Source organism: Larkinella bovis (genome assembly GCF_042655385.1).
Taxonomy (GTDB): Bacteria; Bacteroidota; Bacteroidia; order Cytophagales; family Spirosomataceae; genus Larkinella; species Larkinella bovis.
The window spans coordinates 49,287-67,577 of the sequence record NZ_JBHSMA010000008.1 but is presented as its reverse complement, the minus strand read 5'-3'; the positions used below and the strand labels follow the sequence as shown (position 1 = coordinate 67,577).

General features: G+C 52.6%; 15 protein-coding genes. 9 read left to right on the top strand and 6 right to left on the bottom strand.

All coding sequences use genetic code 11. From position 1 onward, the window contains the following. The first annotated feature begins 134 nt into the window (after window positions 1–134). From ACFPMF_RS20815 to ACFPMF_RS20790, 6 genes are read left to right on the top strand one after another with little or no spacing between them, the layout of a single operon-like run. Complete coding sequence (locus ACFPMF_RS20815; RefSeq protein WP_379848668.1) at window positions 135–887, top strand: RNA polymerase sigma-70 factor; 753 nt, start codon at window positions 135–137, stop codon at window positions 885–887. Beyond that, the gene (locus ACFPMF_RS20810; RefSeq protein WP_379848667.1) at window positions 884–1,876 is read left to right on the top strand and encodes a FecR family protein; all 993 of its coding nucleotides are present in this window, start codon (window positions 884–886) and stop codon (window positions 1,874–1,876) included. Before ACFPMF_RS20815 ends, ACFPMF_RS20810 begins: the two co-directional genes overlap by 4 nt. Window positions 1,877–1,904: 28 nt before the next feature. Next, on the top strand, window positions 1,905–5,351 hold the full coding sequence (locus ACFPMF_RS20805) for a SusC/RagA family TonB-linked outer membrane protein (RefSeq protein ID WP_379848666.1): 3,447 nt from the start codon (window positions 1,905–1,907) through the stop codon (window positions 5,349–5,351). Between the two features lie 11 nt (window positions 5,352–5,362). Continuing rightward, on the top strand, window positions 5,363–6,880 hold the full coding sequence (locus tag ACFPMF_RS20800) for a RagB/SusD family nutrient uptake outer membrane protein (protein WP_379848665.1): 1,518 nt from the start codon (window positions 5,363–5,365) through the stop codon (window positions 6,878–6,880). Between the two features lie 50 nt (window positions 6,881–6,930). After that, window positions 6,931–8,151, top strand: a complete 1,221-nt coding sequence (locus ACFPMF_RS20795) for an exo-alpha-sialidase (RefSeq protein ID WP_379848664.1) — start codon at window positions 6,931–6,933, stop codon at window positions 8,149–8,151. Between the two features lie 7 nt (window positions 8,152–8,158). Continuing rightward, window positions 8,159–10,168: an FAD-dependent oxidoreductase gene (locus ACFPMF_RS20790; RefSeq protein WP_379848663.1), complete on the top strand. Its 2,010-nt coding sequence runs from the start codon at window positions 8,159–8,161 to the stop codon at window positions 10,166–10,168. Between the two features lie 238 nt (window positions 10,169–10,406). Here ACFPMF_RS20790 and ACFPMF_RS20785 read toward each other — a convergent pair whose 3' ends face one another. From ACFPMF_RS20785 to ACFPMF_RS20765, 5 genes are all read right to left on the bottom strand, one after another. Beyond that, window positions 10,407–10,916: a DUF6691 family protein gene (locus ACFPMF_RS20785; RefSeq protein ID WP_379848662.1), complete on the bottom strand. Its 510-nt coding sequence runs from the start codon at window positions 10,914–10,916 to the stop codon at window positions 10,407–10,409. Between the two features lie 41 nt (window positions 10,917–10,957). Then, window positions 10,958–11,521 carry a YeeE/YedE family protein gene (locus ACFPMF_RS20780; RefSeq protein WP_379848661.1) on the bottom strand — a complete coding sequence of 188 codons (564 nt, stop codon included), beginning with the start codon at window positions 11,519–11,521 and terminating at the stop codon, window positions 10,958–10,960. 8 nt (window positions 11,522–11,529) lie between these two features. Then, window positions 11,530–11,838, bottom strand: a complete 309-nt coding sequence (locus ACFPMF_RS20775) for a rhodanese-like domain-containing protein (protein WP_379848660.1) — start codon at window positions 11,836–11,838, stop codon at window positions 11,530–11,532. Window positions 11,839–11,849: 11 nt separating this feature from the next. After that, window positions 11,850–13,271, bottom strand: a complete 1,422-nt coding sequence (locus ACFPMF_RS20770) for an MBL fold metallo-hydrolase (RefSeq protein WP_379848659.1) — start codon at window positions 13,269–13,271, stop codon at window positions 11,850–11,852. 129 nt (window positions 13,272–13,400) lie between these two features. Beyond that, window positions 13,401–14,201, bottom strand: a complete 801-nt coding sequence (locus tag ACFPMF_RS20765) for a sulfite exporter TauE/SafE family protein (RefSeq protein WP_379848658.1) — start codon at window positions 14,199–14,201, stop codon at window positions 13,401–13,403. Between the two features lie 104 nt (window positions 14,202–14,305). Between ACFPMF_RS20765 and ACFPMF_RS20760 the strand changes: the two genes are divergently transcribed. Further along, window positions 14,306–14,962, top strand: coding sequence for a Crp/Fnr family transcriptional regulator (locus ACFPMF_RS20760; protein WP_379848657.1), 657 nt, complete (start codon window positions 14,306–14,308; stop codon window positions 14,960–14,962). A gap of 33 nt (window positions 14,963–14,995) precedes the next feature. On the opposite strand, the gene ACFPMF_RS20755 is transcribed toward ACFPMF_RS20760, so the two are convergent. Beyond that, window positions 14,996–15,763 carry a DeoR/GlpR family DNA-binding transcription regulator gene (locus tag ACFPMF_RS20755; RefSeq protein ID WP_379848656.1) on the bottom strand — a complete coding sequence of 256 codons (768 nt, stop codon included), beginning with the start codon at window positions 15,761–15,763 and terminating at the stop codon, window positions 14,996–14,998. A gap of 233 nt (window positions 15,764–15,996) precedes the next feature. Here ACFPMF_RS20755 and ACFPMF_RS20750 point away from each other — a divergent pair, with 233 nt between their 5' ends. Beyond that, on the top strand, window positions 15,997–17,247 hold the full coding sequence (locus tag ACFPMF_RS20750; protein WP_379848655.1) for an MFS transporter: 1,251 nt from the start codon (window positions 15,997–15,999) through the stop codon (window positions 17,245–17,247). A gap of 38 nt (window positions 17,248–17,285) precedes the next feature. Beyond that, the gene (locus ACFPMF_RS20745) at window positions 17,286–18,290 is read left to right on the top strand and encodes a 2-hydroxyacid dehydrogenase (RefSeq protein ID WP_379848654.1); all 1,005 of its coding nucleotides are present in this window, start codon (window positions 17,286–17,288) and stop codon (window positions 18,288–18,290) included. The last annotated feature ends 1 nt before the right edge of the window (window position 18,291 follow it).

Below are 18,291 nucleotides of genomic sequence, written 5' to 3'. Positions count from 1 at the left end.
ACCGGGTTGGCGAGCTGGGTGATGGTTAGAATGGGATCGTTCGTAGAAGAAGTGTAAAAATTTTCACAGATCGGCGAGGGTATTTCCGGTAAAAATGCTCTATATAAGAAAGCAGGTTACCCCCGTTGCACCTTATGAACCGTTTGACCAATTCAGGAACTCCATTCCAACCCGACAACCAGTATTCTTTGCCAACGGCGGCAGAAGGAGTCGGTTCGGAGAGTGGACAGACCAAGGTACTGGATTCTGAATTGTTTATTCGAAGGACCTTCGAAACCGACCCCGAAAAGGGGTATCAGCTTCTCTTTAAGCGGTATTACCATCCGTTGTGCAATCAAGCGGTTCGGTTCGTCTATGCGAAGGAGGTAGCCGAGGATCTGGTGGTCGATATTTTTGCCCAGATCTGGCACAAAAAGCTTTACCAATCCATTACGGTTTCCTATCGGGCCTATCTCTTTACCGCCGTGCGGCATGCCGCTTTTGCGCATTTACGCTCGGAATTTGGCCGGACCCTCCTTGGGGAAGAATGCATTGAAACCGAAAACGATCCCGAAATCAATACGGCACAGACCCCGCAGCAAATTCTGGTATACAATGAGTTGTATTTGAAGATCGAAGAAATTATCCGTTCCGTGCCCGCTCAAAGCCAGAAAGTGTTCATAATGAGCCGATTTGAAGGGAAGAAAAATGCACGGATTGCGGAGGAACTAAACCTGTCGGTCAAAACCGTTGAAGGCCATATTACCAAGGTCCTGACCATTTTGCGGCAGTCACTCCGGGCGCAGGGATTCTTTGTCCTGGCGTTTCTTTCATTTTTTTATGCCGCCCAGCAAGGGGTAAGACCATTCTTTTCACTCTTACGGATAGCGATCTCCACTCTACTATGAAACCGGTACTATCCAAACAGACGTTGCGGAATGTTTTTGAAGGGAAGGCTACGCCTTTGCAGAAAACACTCGTGGAACAGTGGCTGGAAGATCCCGAAAATCAGGAGCTTTATTTTCAGTGGCTGGAAGAATGGGAGTGCGACAATTTGCAGTTTATCCCCGATGCAGCGTCGGCCTACACCCGGTCGCTCCAGATCCAGCCATCGGCGGGGAACGCCCCGGACACGTACCCGCTGAATCGTCCAAAACGACTTTATCGCTGGGTAGCGGCTGCGGTTTTATTCCTGGCCATGATCGGTGTCTACTCCCTGCGTGACCGATTGTATTACGAACGGTATACGACGAAGTTTGGGGAAATCCGCACGGTAACCCTTCCCGACAGCAGCCGGGTGACGCTCAATGCCAACACCCTGCTGGAGGTACCCCGGTTTGATGTCAACCCTAAGGTTCGGGAAGTCCGGTTGACGGGCGAAGCGGAATTTTCGGTGAAGCATACGGCTGACCACCGCCGGTTTATCGTTCGTACCCCAGATCAACTGGAAGTTCAGGTATTAGGGACCGAGTTTACGGTGTACAGCCGGGCCAAGGGTAGCAAAGTCTTTCTCAATAAAGGGCGTGTTCAGGTGCGTTCCCTGGCGAATCAGGCATCCGCACCCCTGGTTATCGCGCCCGGTGATCTGGTCGAGGTTTCAAAGCAGGGGAATTTCCAGGTCCATCACCACCAGTCGGCTACCGTTCATACCGCCTGGAAAGAAAACCGGTTTGTCTTCGAAAATACGCCCCTGTCCGAAATTGCTTCCCAATTGAATGAACAGTTTGGCGTGCACATTATCGTGGCCGACAGTGCGCTGGCCCAACGAACCATCGGAGGGACATTTAAGGCTCAAAATGCCGATGAATTATTACCCATTCTGAGCGATATGCTAAACATGACTGTCAACCAGCGTGAAGGGCAGCCCAAAACATACCAATTAACATCCGCCCCCTAATCCAACCCTACCTCTAACTTTTACATGTATGATTCGACCGTTACAGTTCCCTGCCCGGTTGGCAGGAATCCTATGGGTTTTATTTTTACTCGTGACGCTGGCACCCGCAGCCAAAGCGCATGATTCGGTTTTACAACGAAACGGTAGCAAAACCGCATCCAGCAGCGTTACCTTGCGGGAAGCGTTGATGCAGCTCAAAAAACAGTACAATGTCGATATTCTGTTTGAAGAAAAGCTGCTGGAAGGGGTTACGGTTTCCCCGGACTATCTGAACGGGAAAAGATCGCTGGATCATAATCTCGCTAAAATCCTGCAACCCGCAGGCTTGCAGTTCCGGCAGGTTCGGAAGGGCACATATGTGATTTTTGCGCCCAAAACGGATGCCCGAACCAGCGCCCAGGACGCTCCGTCTACCCCGGTTTTCAACCCGGCAGACTTGCCGGAAGGCCCCAAGCCACTAGCTCACGCCAGCCAGTCGCCGGAGTCGTTGACAAAAGCCGGGCAGGACCGAACCCTGTCCGGACTGGTCAGGAGTGAAACCGGGGAAGGTTTGCCGGGCGTCAGTGTGGTGGTGAAAAATACCACCACCGGAACTTCTACGGATGCCGAGGGGAAATTCAAACTCCTCGTTCCGGACGGCGCGACTACGCTGGTTTTTTCGTTCGTGGGGTATGTTCCGCAGGAGGTGACAATCGATAGCCGGACTACCCTTGAAGTATCTTTAAAGGTAGATGACAGAGCTCTTCAGGAAGTGGTTGTGGTTGGCTATGGAACGCAGAAAAAAATAAACCTGACCGGTGCCGTTGCCACCGTCGATAGTAAAACGCTGCAAAACCGGGCCGTAGGAAACCTGTCGGAGGCCTTACAGGGCGAAGCTCCCGGCCTTCAGGTGGTTAAAACCGGCGGACAGCCGGGCAAGAACGCCATTAGCATGCAGATCAGGGGCAACAGCACCTTTACCAGCAACCCCGTGCTGACCATCATCGACGGGGTACCGTCCTCCATCGACCGCATCAATCCCAATGACATTGAAAGCATCAGTATCCTGAAAGACGCGGCTTCTACGGCTATTTATGGAGCCCGGGCTGCCGGTGGGGTCATTCTGATAACGACCAAAACCGGCAAGGACGGACGTATTCAGATCAACTATGACAGTTATGTGGGGTTTCAGCAGGCGACCCGACTTCCGAAGAAGGTGACGGCTTTGCAGCATGCCACCCTGTTTCGGGAAGCCCAAAAAAACGACAACCCCAATACGACGGTTTTTCAGTATTCGGAAGCCGATCTGGCCCGGTTTTCGTCTCCTGACTGGCGGGATCACGACCGCTATGATGCTATTTTACGCAACGCCCTCCAGACCCAGCACAGCATCGGCATCTCCGGCGGAACGGCCAAACAGAACTTCTTTCTTTCGGTCGGTTATCTGAAACAGGAAGGCATTGTGATCAATACCGACTACAGCCGGTTTACGACCCAGTACAACCAGAATATTCAGCTGAGTGATAAACTCAAACTGGGTTTCCGGGGCAGTTTCATTCCGTCGGTGACCATCGCCCCTTCCGAAGCCAATTACCCGAGTGGCCCGGCCAGAGGTCTTGGTAATTTACTTTCCTGGGGCTTATACCGCCGGGGAAACCAACTGCCCATCTGGACCTCCAAAGGCGATTGGGCAACGGTTGAAGGGGTGGCCAATGTAATTGGTCTGGCCTCGGAAGAGGGTGGCCAGCAGGAATTGAAAAGCAATCGGGCGTCCGGTAACTTCTCGCTGGATTATGACCTGACCAAGCACTTGAAAATCAGCGCGATGTACGGCATTAATTACACCCAGAGCCGGCAGCGCGATTACAGCACCCGGATGAAATTCTACAATCCGGATGCACCGGATGTGGTGGGCGTCGATGTGAATCAGAATTCCCTGCTGATTCAGAATTCCTCCGAAACGTTTCAGTCCGCCAAATTCCTCATTAATTACAACCGCACGATTGGCAGCCACCAGTTCTCGGTCTTGGGGGGCTACACCCGCGAAGAAAACGTGGCCGGAAACGAAAGCGTCGGGCGACGGAATTTTCTGACCGATAACATTTATACCATTGGCGCCGGCAGTACCGACCCAACTACCTGGACGACGGGCGGCACCATGTCAGACTGGGCCTTATCGTCGTTCATTGGCCGGGCAACGTACTCGTATCAGGATAAATACCTGGCTGAAGCCTCCATGCGGTACGACGGCTCGTCGCGGTTCGTTCGCAATGCACGCTGGGGTTTCTTCCCGTCCGTTTCGGCGGGCTGGCGGATCAGCGAAGAAAACTTTCTTAAAAATAACCGGGTGGTGACGGATCTGAAACTTCGGGCCTCCTGGGGGCAGGTGGGGAATCAGAATGTCGGGGCCTACCCGTTTGCGAGTACGTTAACCTCCACCAACTATTATTTTAACGGACTACCGCAGCGGGCCGTTTACATTAGCGGGGCGCCCAACCCCGAACTGTCCTGGGAGACCAAAACGGCGGTGAACGTCGGGCTCGACGGCGGTTTGTTCAACAACCTGATCAGCTTTACCCTGGATGTGTTCAAGGAGCGCACCCGCGATATTCTGCTGACGGTTCCGCTGCCCACAACCTTTGGCCAGACGGCACCCGTACAAAATGCCGGAATCGTGGCTAACCAGGGTTGGGAATTGCAGGTTTCTCACCGAAACACGATCCGGAACTTCAAATACAGTGTTTCGTTCCAGACCTCGAACGCTTCGGAGAAAGTCGTCAACATGGCCGGAACCGGCCCCTGGATCAACGGAAATACCATCACCGCAGAGGGCTACCGGATCAATGAATGGTATGGCTGGCGAGCGGAAGGCCTTTTCCAGACCGCCGAAGAAGTAAAAGCGCACTCGTTTCAAAACCCGCAAACCTCGCCGGGCGATATCCGGTATCAGGAAAACGGGGGCGACCCCAAAACCATTACGCCGGATGACCGCGTTCGGCTGGGCCGTTCAGACCCACGATTTCCGTACGGGATCCGGATCAATCTGAGCTACAAAAACGTTGACCTCCTTGCGTTTGGTCAGGGGGTGATGAGTCACCTGGTTTTCAACAATGGCTGGACGAGCTATAATTTTGACCGCGCGCAATCTACGATCTTTGACTACCACCTGGACCGGTGGACCCCGGAAACGCCCAATGGCCGTTACCCGAAAACCCGGATTGGGGGCGTCAATCGCCAGTTTTCCAGTTTCTGGCTTGAAAATGCGGCCTATTTCCGCCTGAAAAACATCCAATTGGGCTATAACCTGCCGGCTTCGGTTCTCCAGCGTTTGAAAATGACCCGCGCCCGGTTTTACGTCAGTGGCGAAAACCTGCTGACGATTACCAAACTGAAAGGATTCGATCCGGAAGTAACGACAGGAACGGCTGAACGGCTGGTGGAAACGCGCTACCCGCTGGCGAAAGTCTATAATGTTGGCCTAAACCTTTCCTTCTAATAATCAGGTATATGAAAAAGATAATAGTAAGTCTGAGTATCCTTTTCCTGCTGGGTTCCTGTAAGGAAGATTTTCTGGAACGGTATCCGCTCGACTCGCCCTCCGCCGAAACCTTCTGGACCTCCGCCGAAAACGCCGAAATGTGGGTCAATAATTTATACCGCAGTTTACCGGATGAATCGGATAGTAATATCGAAAACTGGAGCGACAACGCCTATTGCCGCACGGGTGAAAATGGCCGGGTCATTGCTAATGGCACGTTTCAAACCAACTCCGCGATTATTCAAAACCGTTGGGATTATACCTACATTCGACGCTGTCTGGAGTTTTTTACGAAGGTAGACGAAATTCCCAACGTCTCCGCCACCGTGAAAAACAACCTGGTGGGACAGGTCCGGTTTATCCTTGCTTTCGAATATTTTAAGCTGATCACCCTGTTCCGGGATGTACCGCTGGTGACCAAACCGCTCCTGATTTCGGAAAGCGATCTCCCCAAATCACCCAAGGCGGAAGTGTTGGCCTACCTGCTCGACCACCTGGACAAGGCCATTCAGGAACTGCCCGCTACCTGGCCCGCGAGTAGCAATGGACGCGTAACGAAAGGAGCGGCCCTGGCTTTGAAAGCCCGCGTGTTACTCTACAACGGCAAATGGAGCGAAGCCGCCGAAACCGCCAGGCAGGTCATGGATTCACAGGTGTATAGCCTGCATCCCAAGTTCGGCGAGTTGTTCCTTAAATCGTTCAATAACGCAACGAAGGAAGTGATCCTGGCACGCCAGTATGCCGCCGTCGTGAATCAGAATGAGCTTTACCGCCGGTACGGTTTTCTGGGCAATGGCGGGTATGCGTATGTGTTACCGTTGCCCGACCTGGCAAACGCCTTTGAGTGTACCGACGGCTTACCGATTCAGGAGTCGCCTTTGTATGATCCGGCCAACCCGATGGCCAACCGCGACCCGCGTTTTGCCGAAACGTTTGTTTATCCCAATCAAAACCTGAATGGTTATTTGTACGACCCCTTCGACAGAAGTAACCTCAGTGGCTCGCTGACCTACCTGCATTACCGGAAATACATCAATGATATGAAACCCATTGAAACGCACACGCACGTCAACTGGATCATCCTGCGGTATGCGGACGTCCTGCTGATGTATGCGGAAGCTAAAAATGAAGCCAGTGGCCCCGATGCGACAATTTACGATGCGCTGGATCAGGTCCGGAAACGGGCGGGAATGCCGGTCGTCAACCGGTCGAAGTACAACACTCAGGCGGCCTTACGCGCCCTGATCCGCAACGAGCGCCGGGTAGAACTGGCAGCTGAAGGACTTCGCTACTTCGATATTATCCGTTGGAAAACCGCCGAAGTGGTGCTGAATAAGGAGGTGTTTAGCCTGGAAGTAAAGGATAAACTACCCATCAGAACCCTGGAAAAACGGATCTTTGATCCCAAGAAACACTACGTATGGCCTATTCCGCAGCTGGCAATCGATCGGGCCAAAAAGCTCGAACAACATGCGGAGTGGAAATAAAAAGCACCTGCTATTTTTCGAATCATTTTTTTCCTAATACCCTTTCCCTCATGAAAAAAAGTTGCTTACATAAACCTTTGCTGACGCTCCTGGCGGGCTCCTTGCTTTCGGTTACGGTTTTGGCGCAGTCAAAACCGGGTGCTCCCTCGAAGCCCCATCCGGCCAACAACCCCCATTCGCCCATGATGCTGGCGGGTGACTGGATGCCCGACCATCCGCACCAGATTGATTTTAACAAACTGCCCAAAGTGCCCAGCCAGCACGTCATTGTCAACGATGTGCGTCTTGAAAAAGGCGTGAATCAGCACAATTACCTGGTGCATCACAACGGAAAATTCTGGATCATGTGGAGCGACGGGCCGGGCATTGAGGATCGGGTGGGCCAGCGGGTCAAATTTGCCACCAGCAAAGATGGCGTGTCGTGGACCAAACCGCAGTTCCTGACGCCCGTACCACCCAATTCCGGCAAAGATTCGGAACATTATGGCACCCGAACCGACAAAGGCTTCCGGCACATTGCCCGGGGGTTCTGGCAACGGAATGGTGAATTACTTGCGTTGTATACGGTGGATGAAGCCGCCGGTTTTTTTGGTCCCAGCCTCGAACTCCGGGCGTTTCGCCTGAATAAATCCAAAGAAACCTGGGAAGATGCGGGCGTTATTTACGATAACGCGATCAACAATTTTCCGCCGAAAAAACTGCCGACCGGCGAATGGATGATGACCCGGCGTACCCACGATTACGTCAAAACCGGGGTGCATTTTCTGATCGGTGGCGATAAGAAAATCAACGAATGGCGATCCGTTCCCGTCACCGGTTCCAATGCCGATCTGACCGCCGAAGAACCCAACTGGTGGGTACTGCCCGATAATAACCTGGTAGCCCTGTTCCGGGATAATCGCAAAAGTGGCTACCTGTTTCGGTCGTTTTCGGCCGATAATGGCCAGACCTGGAGTAAACCCGTGCAGACAGACTTTCCGGATGCCGCTTCCAAGTTTAGCGCCACGCGGCTGAAAGACGGCCGGTATGTGCTGGTGTCGAACCCTAACCCTAAAAAACGGGACCCATTGGCCATTTCGATCAGTGACGACGGGATCGTATTCACGAAAATGTTCTACCTGATTGGTGGCCGCCATGTTGACTACCCCCACGTGATCGAACACGATGGCAATCTGTTGATTGCCTTTGCGGGGCATAAGGAAACGGTCGAAATTCTGAAGGTACGCCTTTCCGATCTGAACAACATGAAGCCGGTTTCGCAACGTAATTGATTGACCCGTGGATAGACGACATTTTATTAAACTGGGCGCTTTCGGCAGCCTGATTTCGGGCAGTGCGCTACCTGCTTTATCGACCCCACAAGCCGCCCCCGACGCGTCCCAGACCGGCAACGCATTCGACATTGTGGTGGTGGGTGGAACACCCGCCGGGATCATGGCCGCCATTGCAGCCGCCCGACTGGGTTCCACCGTGGCCCTGACCGAATACCACGGCCACCTCGGGGGGATGTCGACCAGTGGCCTGGGCAAAAGCGATATTGAAAAGAAAGAAACGGTTTCGGCCCTGTTCCGGGAATTCACGGAGCGGGTTTATCGCTACTACGTGGACAAATACGGCAAGGATTCGCCCAATGTCACGCTCTGCCGCAAGGGGTATTACTACGAACCCTCGGTGGCCGAACGGGTGTTCAACCAGATGATCCAGGAAGCCAGAACCATTACGGTTTTGGTGGGGCATCAACTGGAAAAGGCGGTTTTGAAAGCCAATACCGTCACGGCCGCGGTTTTTACCAACCGGGCTACGGCGAAACCCGTTACCCTGCGGGCGCGGATGTTTGTTGACGCCACGTATGAAGGGGATCTATACGCCCGGGCCGGAGCGGCTTTTCGGATCGGTCGCGAGGCCAAAAGCGAATTTAACGAGGAACATGCCGGCGAGATTTTTTTCGACTACAACGAGAATACCTTTCTGGCGGGAAGTACGGGGAAAGGGGATAAAAAGCTCCCGGCTTATACCTACCGGCTCTGTCTGACGGATGATCCGGCGAATAGCTACGTCATGAAACAGCCCCCCGCCGGCTATAATCGCAACCATTATTTGAAATACTTTTCGGATCTGGCCGAAGGACGGTTGGCCGGGCCCAAGGTTTTTCGGGAAGGACATGGCTATTACAAAGCCCATTTTAATACCATGTTGCGGGTATTTTCCTTCGCCGAAATTCCCAACCGGAAATACGATGTCAACATCAATCCCCGGCCCCTCGGTTTTCCGTTTCCGGAAGAAAATGCCGGTTATGTCGAAGCCAGCTGGAAAGACCGTGAAAAGCTATTTCAACACCACCGGGCCCTGGCGATCGGGCTGCTGTATTTCATCCAGAATGATGAAGACGTTTCGGCGGAACACCGGGAAATGGCCCGAAAGTACCATCTTCCGCTGGATGAGTTTACGGATAATGAGCACTTTCCGTGGCAGCTGTATGTGCGGGAAGCCCGGCGACTGAAAGGGCTGTATACGCTGACGGAAAACGATTTGACTATTCAGAAAGGGACGCAGCGAACCCCCGTATTTACCGATAGTGTCATTACCGGCGAATACCCGGTCGATAGTTTTCCCACGTCTAAAACACCGTCGGCGGATAAAAAGGTACTTGAAGGTTACATCGGGATTTTGCCGATTCCTACGTACCAGATCCCCTTGCGCGTTTTAATTCCGGAGAAAATTCAGGGGCTTATCGTTCCGGTCGCGGCTTCCACCTCACACGTTGCTTATTCCACACTCCGCATGGAACCGCTGTGGATGGGAATTGGTCAAGCCGCCGGAACCGCGGCTCATCTGGCGATCAAACACCGGACGGAAGTGAGAAATATACCGGTTTCGATCCTGCAAAAAAATCTGATTCAGCAGAAGCAACTGATTACGTATTTCGATGATATCGATACGAATGATAAAGCGTTCGAAGCTGCCCAGTTTTGGGGAACCAAAGGATTCTTTACGTCGTACAAAGCCTGTTTGCACGAACCACTTTCTGCCGCCGATTTCAAGAACTGGCTGAACATCGTCGCGACATTGGTTAAAAACAAGTCAGTTGATACCAGTGCTGCGGGGCAGGAAACGGTCAGTCTGGCGGCCTTTCAGAAAATCATTGCGCCGTTAAAAACGGATAACAAGGCCGTGTCTATTCCAGCATGGATGTACCAGGATCGGGATTCCTCCCAACCGGTTCTGCGGGGAGAAGCCTGTCTGGCGCTCTATTTGTATACGCAGGATATGCTGATGAAGGTACGTTAAATTAAGACCCGGGGGCGTTGCCTGGGAGCAACCAGCGTGGTTTTCGTGTAAGCGAAGTCCGGAGAAACTACTGGTAACTGCCGGGACGGAAAGAAGCAACTCGCCAGTTCGAGAGAGCGTACTTATACCCGATTTCACCCAACCGGGCCGGAGACAAAAAACCGGCCCGATTGGTTTCTGCTTTAGTTCGGGGAAGAGGTAGGCAACGGATTGCGTTGGACAGGTCTTAAAATGCCGCTTAATGCGGAAGCTTTTCGCGGAAAAATCCATAAATCCACGTTCCTGCCACGGCACTCAGGAGAGGTACAAGCATAACGGTTGCACCGAAACCGATCTGGGCGAACAAGGGGCCGGGGCAGGCTCCGATCATTCCCCAGCCCAGGCCGAATAACAGCCCACCGTAGATCTGTCCCCGGTTGAATTTCTTTTTGTTGAATGTAATCGGCTCCCCGTAAATGGTTTTGATCCGGAACGTTTTGATCAGCAGGACGGATACCAGACCCGTTAGCACGGCGCTTCCAATGATTCCATACATATGAAAGGATTGGAAACGGAACATTTCCTGGATTCTGAACCAGCTGATCATTTCGGCTTTTATGATGATGATGCCGAACAGGGCGCCCGCGATCAGGTAGTTAAGATGATGAAACCACGTATGCCGGGTTTTACTTTCGTTGATACAAATAGTGTCCAGGGCGCGGAGTTCGTAATCTGTAGTTGGGGGCAGTGTTTCTTTGCTACTTGACATAATTAAAAAGGTAGTTGATAGAAATCAGGCAGAAAATCTGCCTACAGGGTGAGTATCAAGGGGAGGATCCAATTGGCCATAATGAACCCGCCGATCATGAAACATAGCGTTGCGATCAGTGATGGCCATTGCAGTGTCGAAAGCCCCATGATGGAATGGCCGCTGGTACAGCCCCCCGCATACCGGGAACCGAAACCGATGAGGAACCCACCGCCAACCAGCATGATCAGGCCGGGAAGGGTCATCAGGCTCTCCCAATTAACCAGTTCTGTGGGAACCATCGAGGAAAGGTTGGTTATACCATATCCGCTGAGTTCGGCCGCCAGGTCGGGGTGGATTGTGAGGGGGGAAGCCTCGTACAGATAATGAACGGCAAGTACACCGCCCAAAACTATGCCCGCGACAAAGAACAGGTTCCAGGCTTCCTTTCGCCAGTCATAGTGGAAGAAAGGGATTTTGGACGGCACGCAGACGGCGCACAGGTGACGCAGCGAGGAAGAAATCCCGAAGGATTTGTTACCCAGGATCAAAAGGGTTGGTACCATCAGGCCAATGAGCGGCCCGGCTACGTACCAGGGCCACGGCTGCTTGATCAATTCCAGCATATCTTTGTTTATTTTAGGTTTATATCGAGTGAATTCCAGGCTCCGCCGTTGTAGGCTTCGATTCCTTTGGATTTTAGGATGGACTGTGCCATTCCGCTTCTGGCCCCGCTCCGGCAGCAGGTAATGATCGTCCGGCCTTCTTTGAGGAGTCTATCGGCGTTGGATGCAATGGTGTCCAGCGGAATGTTTCTGCTCCCGGCAATGTGTCCGGATGCATATTCCTGTGGACTGCGGACATCGACAATAACCGCTCCCGCATCGACAAGGGCCTTGAAATTTGTGCTTTTACGGGTAAATAACGCTGAAATGATTCCCATGGATTTTGTTTTTATACGATTGTAGTTGGACATATATAGTGGCTGATTGGCAGGGCCGCCTTCTCTTTAATGGCTTTGAAACCGCCCTGCACATCAATCAGGTTGTCAAAACCCCTTGCTCGTAGCATGGAATTGAAGATCATCGAACGATACCCACCGGCACAATAAACCAGGTATTTTTTGTCGTGGTCAATTTCGGACAATCGGTTATTGATACCGTCAAGCGGTATATTTTCGGCACCGATTACGTGCTCTGAAAGAAACTCGGATTCTTTCCGGACATCCAGGATTTTAATCGATGGATCGTTTTGAAGGAGATCCGCGATTTCGTCGGTCCGGAGGGTGTCAATCTGGTCCGACTCTCTTCCTTCGTTAATCCACGATTCAAAGCCTCCCTGTAAATAGCCAATGCACTGGTCGTAGCCAACGCGGGCCAGACGCGTTACAACTTCCTCTTCCCGTCCGTTATCGGCGATTACCAGGATGGGCTGGTTGATATCGGGTATCATGGCGCCTACCCAAGGGGCAAAGCTTCCGTCGATTCCTATGTTGACCGAATTCGGAATAAAGCCTTTTGCAAAAACACTGGCCTGGCGGGTATCCAGCAGCAGGGCGCCGGTTTCGTTGGCCACTGCTTCAAAGGCAGCCGGGCTTAATGGCCGGTTACCGCGTTGCATGACCTTGTCGATACGCTCGTAACCGTGGATGTTCATCAGTACGTTTTCCGGAAAATACGCTGGCGGGGGCGTCAGGCCCGTGGTCACTTCCCTGATGAATTCCTCTTTTGTCATATCTGCCCGCAAGGCATAGTTAAATCGTTTTTGATTGCCGAGGCTGTCAGTCGTTTCCTTGCTCATATTCTTGCCGCAGGCGCTTCCCGAACCGTGGGCCGGATACACGATGATCGCGTCATCCAGTGGCATGATTTTCGTCCGTAACGAATCAAATAGGTGACCCGCCAGCTTTTCCTGGGTAAGGTCTGAGGAAATCTTCTGCGCCAGGTCGGGGCGGCCAACATCCCCGATAAAAAGCGTATCTCCAGTAAAAAGGCCGACCTTTTTCCCTTCTTCATCGCTGAGCAGATAGCAGGTGCTTTCCATCGTGTGGCCCGGGGTATGCAATACCGTAAAGGTAATGGCTCCAACGCGCAGTACTTCTCCATCGTTTGCGATGTGCGCTTTGAAATCCGGACTGGCCGTGGGGCCGTAAACAATGGTAGCGCCCGTCTTTTCGGCGAGATCAATGTGGCCCGAGACGAAATCAGCGTGAAAGTGGGTTTCGAGAACGTATTTGATTGTGGCCCCATTCTTTTCGGCGCGTTCGAGGTAAGGAGCTACCTCGCGAAGCGGGTCGATCACAACGGCCTCACCGTTACTTTCAATATAGTAGGCGCCTTGTGCAAGACAGCCGGTATAGATCTGTTCGAGTTTCATGGTATTCTTATTTTGTATTTTAATCAAATTTTGAATGGTCAATGCAAATTTCGGTGGATTTTTGCCCGTAGTCAGTGACATTTGTCACGCAGTGAAAAATAGTTAACCGGAAGCCTGCCCGGAAGGGGATCAATTCCCAAAGAATACCTCATGGGAAAAGATGAGAATACCCATCGCAAGAACAAACCAGCCAAAGCCTTTCTTTAAATGGGCCACTTTTACTCGTTTGCTAATCCAGTCGCCGATCAGGATTCCGCTCATTGCGATTAGGGTCACTTGCCACAGGAAAACCCAGTCAATTGAAAACCGCCCCAGATCACCAAGAAAACCGATCAGCGAATTGAGGGCGATAATGAGCAGGGATGTGCCTACGGCTTCCCGCATGGGCAGACCCAGTACCAAGACCAGCGTTGGGATAAGCAGAAAACCGCCCCCGGCTCCCAGCAGGCCCGTCGTGAAACCGATACCGATTCCACTCAGCAACAGCTTGATCACATTTCCCTTTAAATTACATTCCAGGCATCCGGGTTCCCTTTCCTTACTCCGGATCATGCCAACGGAGGCCGCGATCATCAGGATGGCAAAAAGGACCATAGTGAGCAGGGGCACCGTGACGCTAATCCCCCCGATCTGAAAGAGGTGTTCCGGAATGAGCGGGAGCAGAAACTTCCTGGTGAGGTATACCGTTGATATGGAACTGAGTCCGAACAGGATGGCGGTTCGGGTTCTGACCAGACCTTTCTGGAAATTGGCGTAGGCGCCAACCAGGCTTGTGGACCCAACAATAAAGAGTGAATAGGAGGTGGACATCAGCGGACTGATACCAAACAGGTAGACCAAGACCGGAACCGTCAGAATAGAGCCGCCACCGCCAATCAGGCCAAGTGAGATGCCGATCAGCATTGAAGCTATGTAAGCAAGTGTTTCCATTTTTTGTGTTTTATGGTACAAAGTTGGAAACCCTGGTCGTCGTAGTCAGTGACAAATGTCACATTCATGAACGGGTAGTTGACCTTACCTTTGAAAACAGCAAAATGAGCGACATGCAGCACGAAATCTCTTATTATCTTGATACGGTTTTTCCGTCGTTTGAGCCCGAATTGAAAGGAAAGCTAATCAGGGAGTCCACCCTGAAGTTTATCCCTGCCGGCGCGGTGATCATGCGCACGGGGCAATATTTCAAGTATACCCTGCTAATCGCGAGTGGGAAAGTGAAACTGTATCGGGAAGGCGATGATGGAGAAGAAGCGTATATCTATACCCTAGGCGCTGGAAATGCGTGCGCGCTCTCCATGATCTGCAATACCCGGCAACAGACCAGCGAGATCATGGCGAAGGCAATGGAGGATACGATCGCCATCCTGGTGCCTATCCAACTCATGGATAGTTTGATGCAGCAGCACAAAACCTGGTACTATTTTGTCATTGAAAACTACCGGTCGCGATTTGAAGAACTCCTGACGGTACTGGACAGTATTGTATTTAAATCCATGGACGAGCGGCTTGAATTCTACCTGAAAAATCAGGTCAGAGAAAGGGGGAGCCAAAAGCTGCCAATGACCCACATGGAGATCGCCAATGACCTCAATACCTCCAGGGAAGTAGTATCAAGGCTTTTGAAAAAAATGGAACAGAATAAAAAAATACAGCTTTTTCGGAGCCATATGGTCTGGCTTGAGGAGCTAAAGTAAAGGCGCAAACCGGGCAGACGGACTTTCCGGTTTTTACCCCGCAATCAACACCTTCACCCCGCGTTCTTCCAGTTGCCGCACGGTTTCGTCCGGTACGCCCGTATCCGTGATCAGGTAATGAATCTGGTAGAGCGAGCCGATCTTGCCAATGCCTCGTTTGCCAAATTTTGAACTGTCGGCCAGCACCACCACGGTCTGGGCGGTATCGATCATTTTCTGGTTCAGACTGGTTTCGGTCAGGTTGCTGATCGACAGGCCGAACTCAAAATCGACCCCATCGACGCCTACAAACAACAGCCCGCACGACAGGTTATCGAGCATCTGTTCGGCATACGCCCCCACCGCCGATGACGAGTTCGGGCGAATGAGTCCGCCGAGCTGCCAGACCTCCACGTTCGGCCGGTTGCTGAGTTCGGCGGCAACTTTCACCGCCGGGGTGATAACCGTCAGCCGCTGGGTGGGGTGGAGGATACGCGCCAGTTCAAAGACCGTGGTGCCCGAACTGATCAGAATGGAGTCGTTCTGGCCGATGAGCGTCAGGGCGGTTTTAGCAATCTTCTGTTTTTCGTCCGCCCGAATCAGGGCCTTTTCGTCGATCGGTTTTTCAAACGCGTACGGATTCGTGATGGAGCCACCCCCGCGCGTCCGGAACAGCAGGCTTTTATCTTCCAGCAGTTTCAAATCCTTCCGAATGGTTACGCCCGACACTTCCATCCGGTCGCTGAGCTCCTGAATGGAAACGGTGCCGCTTTCCTTGAGTTGCTGTAAAATAAACTGGTGCCTTTCGGTAATGGTCATCATGGCCTGAAACGTTCGGATCAAGGATAAGGAGAATTCGGCTGAACGCCAATGGGGGCCGGGCGCCCTGCGCTAAAAAAACCGGCTTTTGGGATTACATAATGTTACAATTTGGTTTCGTAAAGTTAAATTATATTTCATTTTGTTTAATTTAATTTTATTTGTTTGTTTGCATACAAGTTAATCTGATTTAAGTGCAAATCGGCTTGACCTATTCCTAAATCCTTACTGTCATCATGAGTTCTCCGTCACTTTTTGAAAAAGCCGGTTTACCCAAACCATTGGCCTGGGGCTACCTGGGCATCATTATCTTCATGATGGGCGATGGTGTTGAACAGGGCTGGCTGAGTCCGTACCTGCTCGAACACGGCATGAGCATTCAGCAATCGGCTTCGCTGTTTACGGTCTACGGCATCACCATCGCCATTTCATCCTGGTTTTCGGGCGTTCTGGCCGAAGGCTACGGTCCCCGGAAGGCCATGCTGGCCGGGCTGCTGCTGTACATCATCGGCACGGTCGGTTTTGTCGGTTTTGGCATGGCCCAACTGGATTTTCCGGTCATGCTGCTGACCTACGCCGTTCGCGGGTTTGGCTATCCGTTGTTTGCGTACTCGTTTCTGGTCTGGATCACCTACCGTACTCCCCAGGATAAACTGGGCCGGGCCGTGGGCTGGTTCTGGTTTGTGTTCACCGGTGGACTGAACGTCTTCGGGGCGTATTATTCGAGCTGGGCCATCGAGCGACTGGGTTACCAGAATACTCTCTGGTCGTCGATCTTCTGGGTGGCGCTGGGCGGTTTTTTCGCCCTCGTCCTGAACCGCGACAAATTTGTTCCGTCGGCAGCCCGGGCGGGTGACAAGACAAAAGAACTCCTCAACGGCTTGACCATCGTACAGAAAGAACCCAAGGTGCTCATCGGCGGTATTGTGCGGATCATCAACACGACGGCGCAGTTTGCCTTTCCGGTTTTCCTGCCGATTTATCTGGCCGATTTTGGTTTCAGCACGGTCGAATGGCTCCAGATCTGGGGGACGATTTTTACCAGTAACATCCTATTTAACCTACTGTTCGGCTTTATTGGCGACCGGCTGGGTTGGCAGAACACCATTATGTGGTTTGGGGGCGTGGGCTGCGGCATTACTACGCTGCTGTTCTATTATTCGCCCGTCTGGTTTGGCGGCAGTTACGCGCTGGTGCTGTTTTCGGGCGTTCTCTGGGGCGGTTTGCTGGCGGGCTATGTGCCGCTGTCGGCGCTGGTGCCTTCGCTGGTGAAAGAAGACAAAGGAGCGGCTATGGCCATTCTGAACCTGGGCGCCGGACTGCCGGTTTTTGTCGGTCCCGCCATTGTCGGTCTGACCATCGGCTCCATCGGCAGCGAGGGCGTGGTCTGGGTATTGGCCATCCTGTACTTCATCAGCGCCATCCTCACCCGGTTTATCACCCTACCCAAAGAAACGGCTTCAGAGCCGCAAACGGTCACCATTTAATCAATCAGTAAACCGTATACTGGCACCCTTTTTTACGCATGAGAATTTTAATCACCGCACCCTACCACCAGACGGCGCAGGACGAATTGACCAACTGGTTTGGTGAAATTATCTACCGTCCCTGGAAACTCCAGGAACGAGCCTACACCGAATTCGAACTGATCGAACTGCTTCAGGAAACCCGGCCTGACGCCCTCATTACCGAACACGATGAGGTCACGGCTGCCGTAATCGAAGCCTACCCGACTTTACGGTTTATCGGCGTGTGCCGGGGAACGCCCTCGAACGTGGCCGTTTCCACCGCGACCGAAAAAGGGATTCCGGTGTTTAACACCCCGGCCCGCAATGCCCAGGCCGTAGCCGAAATGTTTATCTCGAACCTCGTTACGCTGATGCGCAACACGCTGGCGGCCATTCGCTGGCTGGAGGGCGAAAACTGGGAAGAGGGCGCGCATACATCGTACCTCCAGTTCAAGGGCAACGAAATTGCGGGCAAGACCATCGGGATGGTGGGTTTTGGCGCGGTGGGGCAGACCATCGCGAACCTGCTCCGGCATTTTCCGGCCCGGATTCAGTACTACGACCCGTACTACACGTCCGACGATCCGGCGTACGTAAAAACCGATCTGGAAACCGTCTTTAAAACCAGCGACGTGGTGTCGATTCACCTGCCGGTGAACGACGAAACCAAAGGACTGATTGACCACCGGTTGTTGTCGTTGATGAAACCGGATGCGATTTTCGTAAACACCGCCCGGGCCGTGGTGGTGAACCGCGAAGCGTTGCTGGAGGTGCTGGAAAACGGCAAAATCCGGGGTGCCCTTCTGGATGTGTTCGACCACGAACCGCCGGATGCGCTGGATTACAAACTCATTCACCGGGATGATGTGCTGGCTACTCCGCACATTGCCGGGGCCACGTTCGAGGTGGAAGATCACCACGCCGACATCATGAACAAGGCCCTGCACCAGTTCTTCGTCGAAGACAACAAAGCCATCCGGCAACTGGTCAACCGGTCGGTGCTGACCGTCAAAAACGCGTAAG

Excerpts from the sequence above, each read along its gene's own strand:
- ACFPMF_RS20815 (WP_379848668.1), top strand. The coding sequence starts at position 135 with ATGAACCGTTTGACCAATTCAGGAACTCCATTCCAACCCGACAACCAG.
- ACFPMF_RS20810 (WP_379848667.1), top strand. The coding sequence starts at position 884 with ATGAAACCGGTACTATCCAAACAGACGTTGCGGAATGTTTTTGAAGGG.
- ACFPMF_RS20805 (WP_379848666.1), top strand. The coding sequence starts at position 1,905 with ATGATTCGACCGTTACAGTTCCCTGCCCGGTTGGCAGGAATCCTATGG.
- ACFPMF_RS20800 (WP_379848665.1), top strand. The coding sequence starts at position 5,363 with ATGAAAAAGATAATAGTAAGTCTGAGTATCCTTTTCCTGCTGGGTTCC.
- ACFPMF_RS20795 (WP_379848664.1), top strand. The coding sequence starts at position 6,931 with ATGAAAAAAAGTTGCTTACATAAACCTTTGCTGACGCTCCTGGCGGGC.
- ACFPMF_RS20785 (WP_379848662.1), bottom strand. The coding sequence starts at position 10,916 with ATGTCAAGTAGCAAAGAAACACTGCCCCCAACTACAGATTACGAACTC.
- ACFPMF_RS20780 (WP_379848661.1), bottom strand. The coding sequence starts at position 11,521 with ATGCTGGAATTGATCAAGCAGCCGTGGCCCTGGTACGTAGCCGGGCCG.
- ACFPMF_RS20775 (WP_379848660.1), bottom strand. The coding sequence starts at position 11,838 with ATGGGAATCATTTCAGCGTTATTTACCCGTAAAAGCACAAATTTCAAG.
- ACFPMF_RS20770 (WP_379848659.1), bottom strand. The coding sequence starts at position 13,271 with ATGAAACTCGAACAGATCTATACCGGCTGTCTTGCACAAGGCGCCTAC.
- ACFPMF_RS20765 (WP_379848658.1), bottom strand. The coding sequence starts at position 14,201 with ATGGAAACACTTGCTTACATAGCTTCAATGCTGATCGGCATCTCACTT.
- ACFPMF_RS20760 (WP_379848657.1), top strand. The coding sequence starts at position 14,306 with ATGAGCGACATGCAGCACGAAATCTCTTATTATCTTGATACGGTTTTT.
- ACFPMF_RS20755 (WP_379848656.1), bottom strand. The coding sequence starts at position 15,763 with ATGATGACCATTACCGAAAGGCACCAGTTTATTTTACAGCAACTCAAG.
- ACFPMF_RS20750 (WP_379848655.1), top strand. The coding sequence starts at position 15,997 with ATGAGTTCTCCGTCACTTTTTGAAAAAGCCGGTTTACCCAAACCATTG.
- ACFPMF_RS20745 (WP_379848654.1), top strand. The coding sequence starts at position 17,286 with ATGAGAATTTTAATCACCGCACCCTACCACCAGACGGCGCAGGACGAA.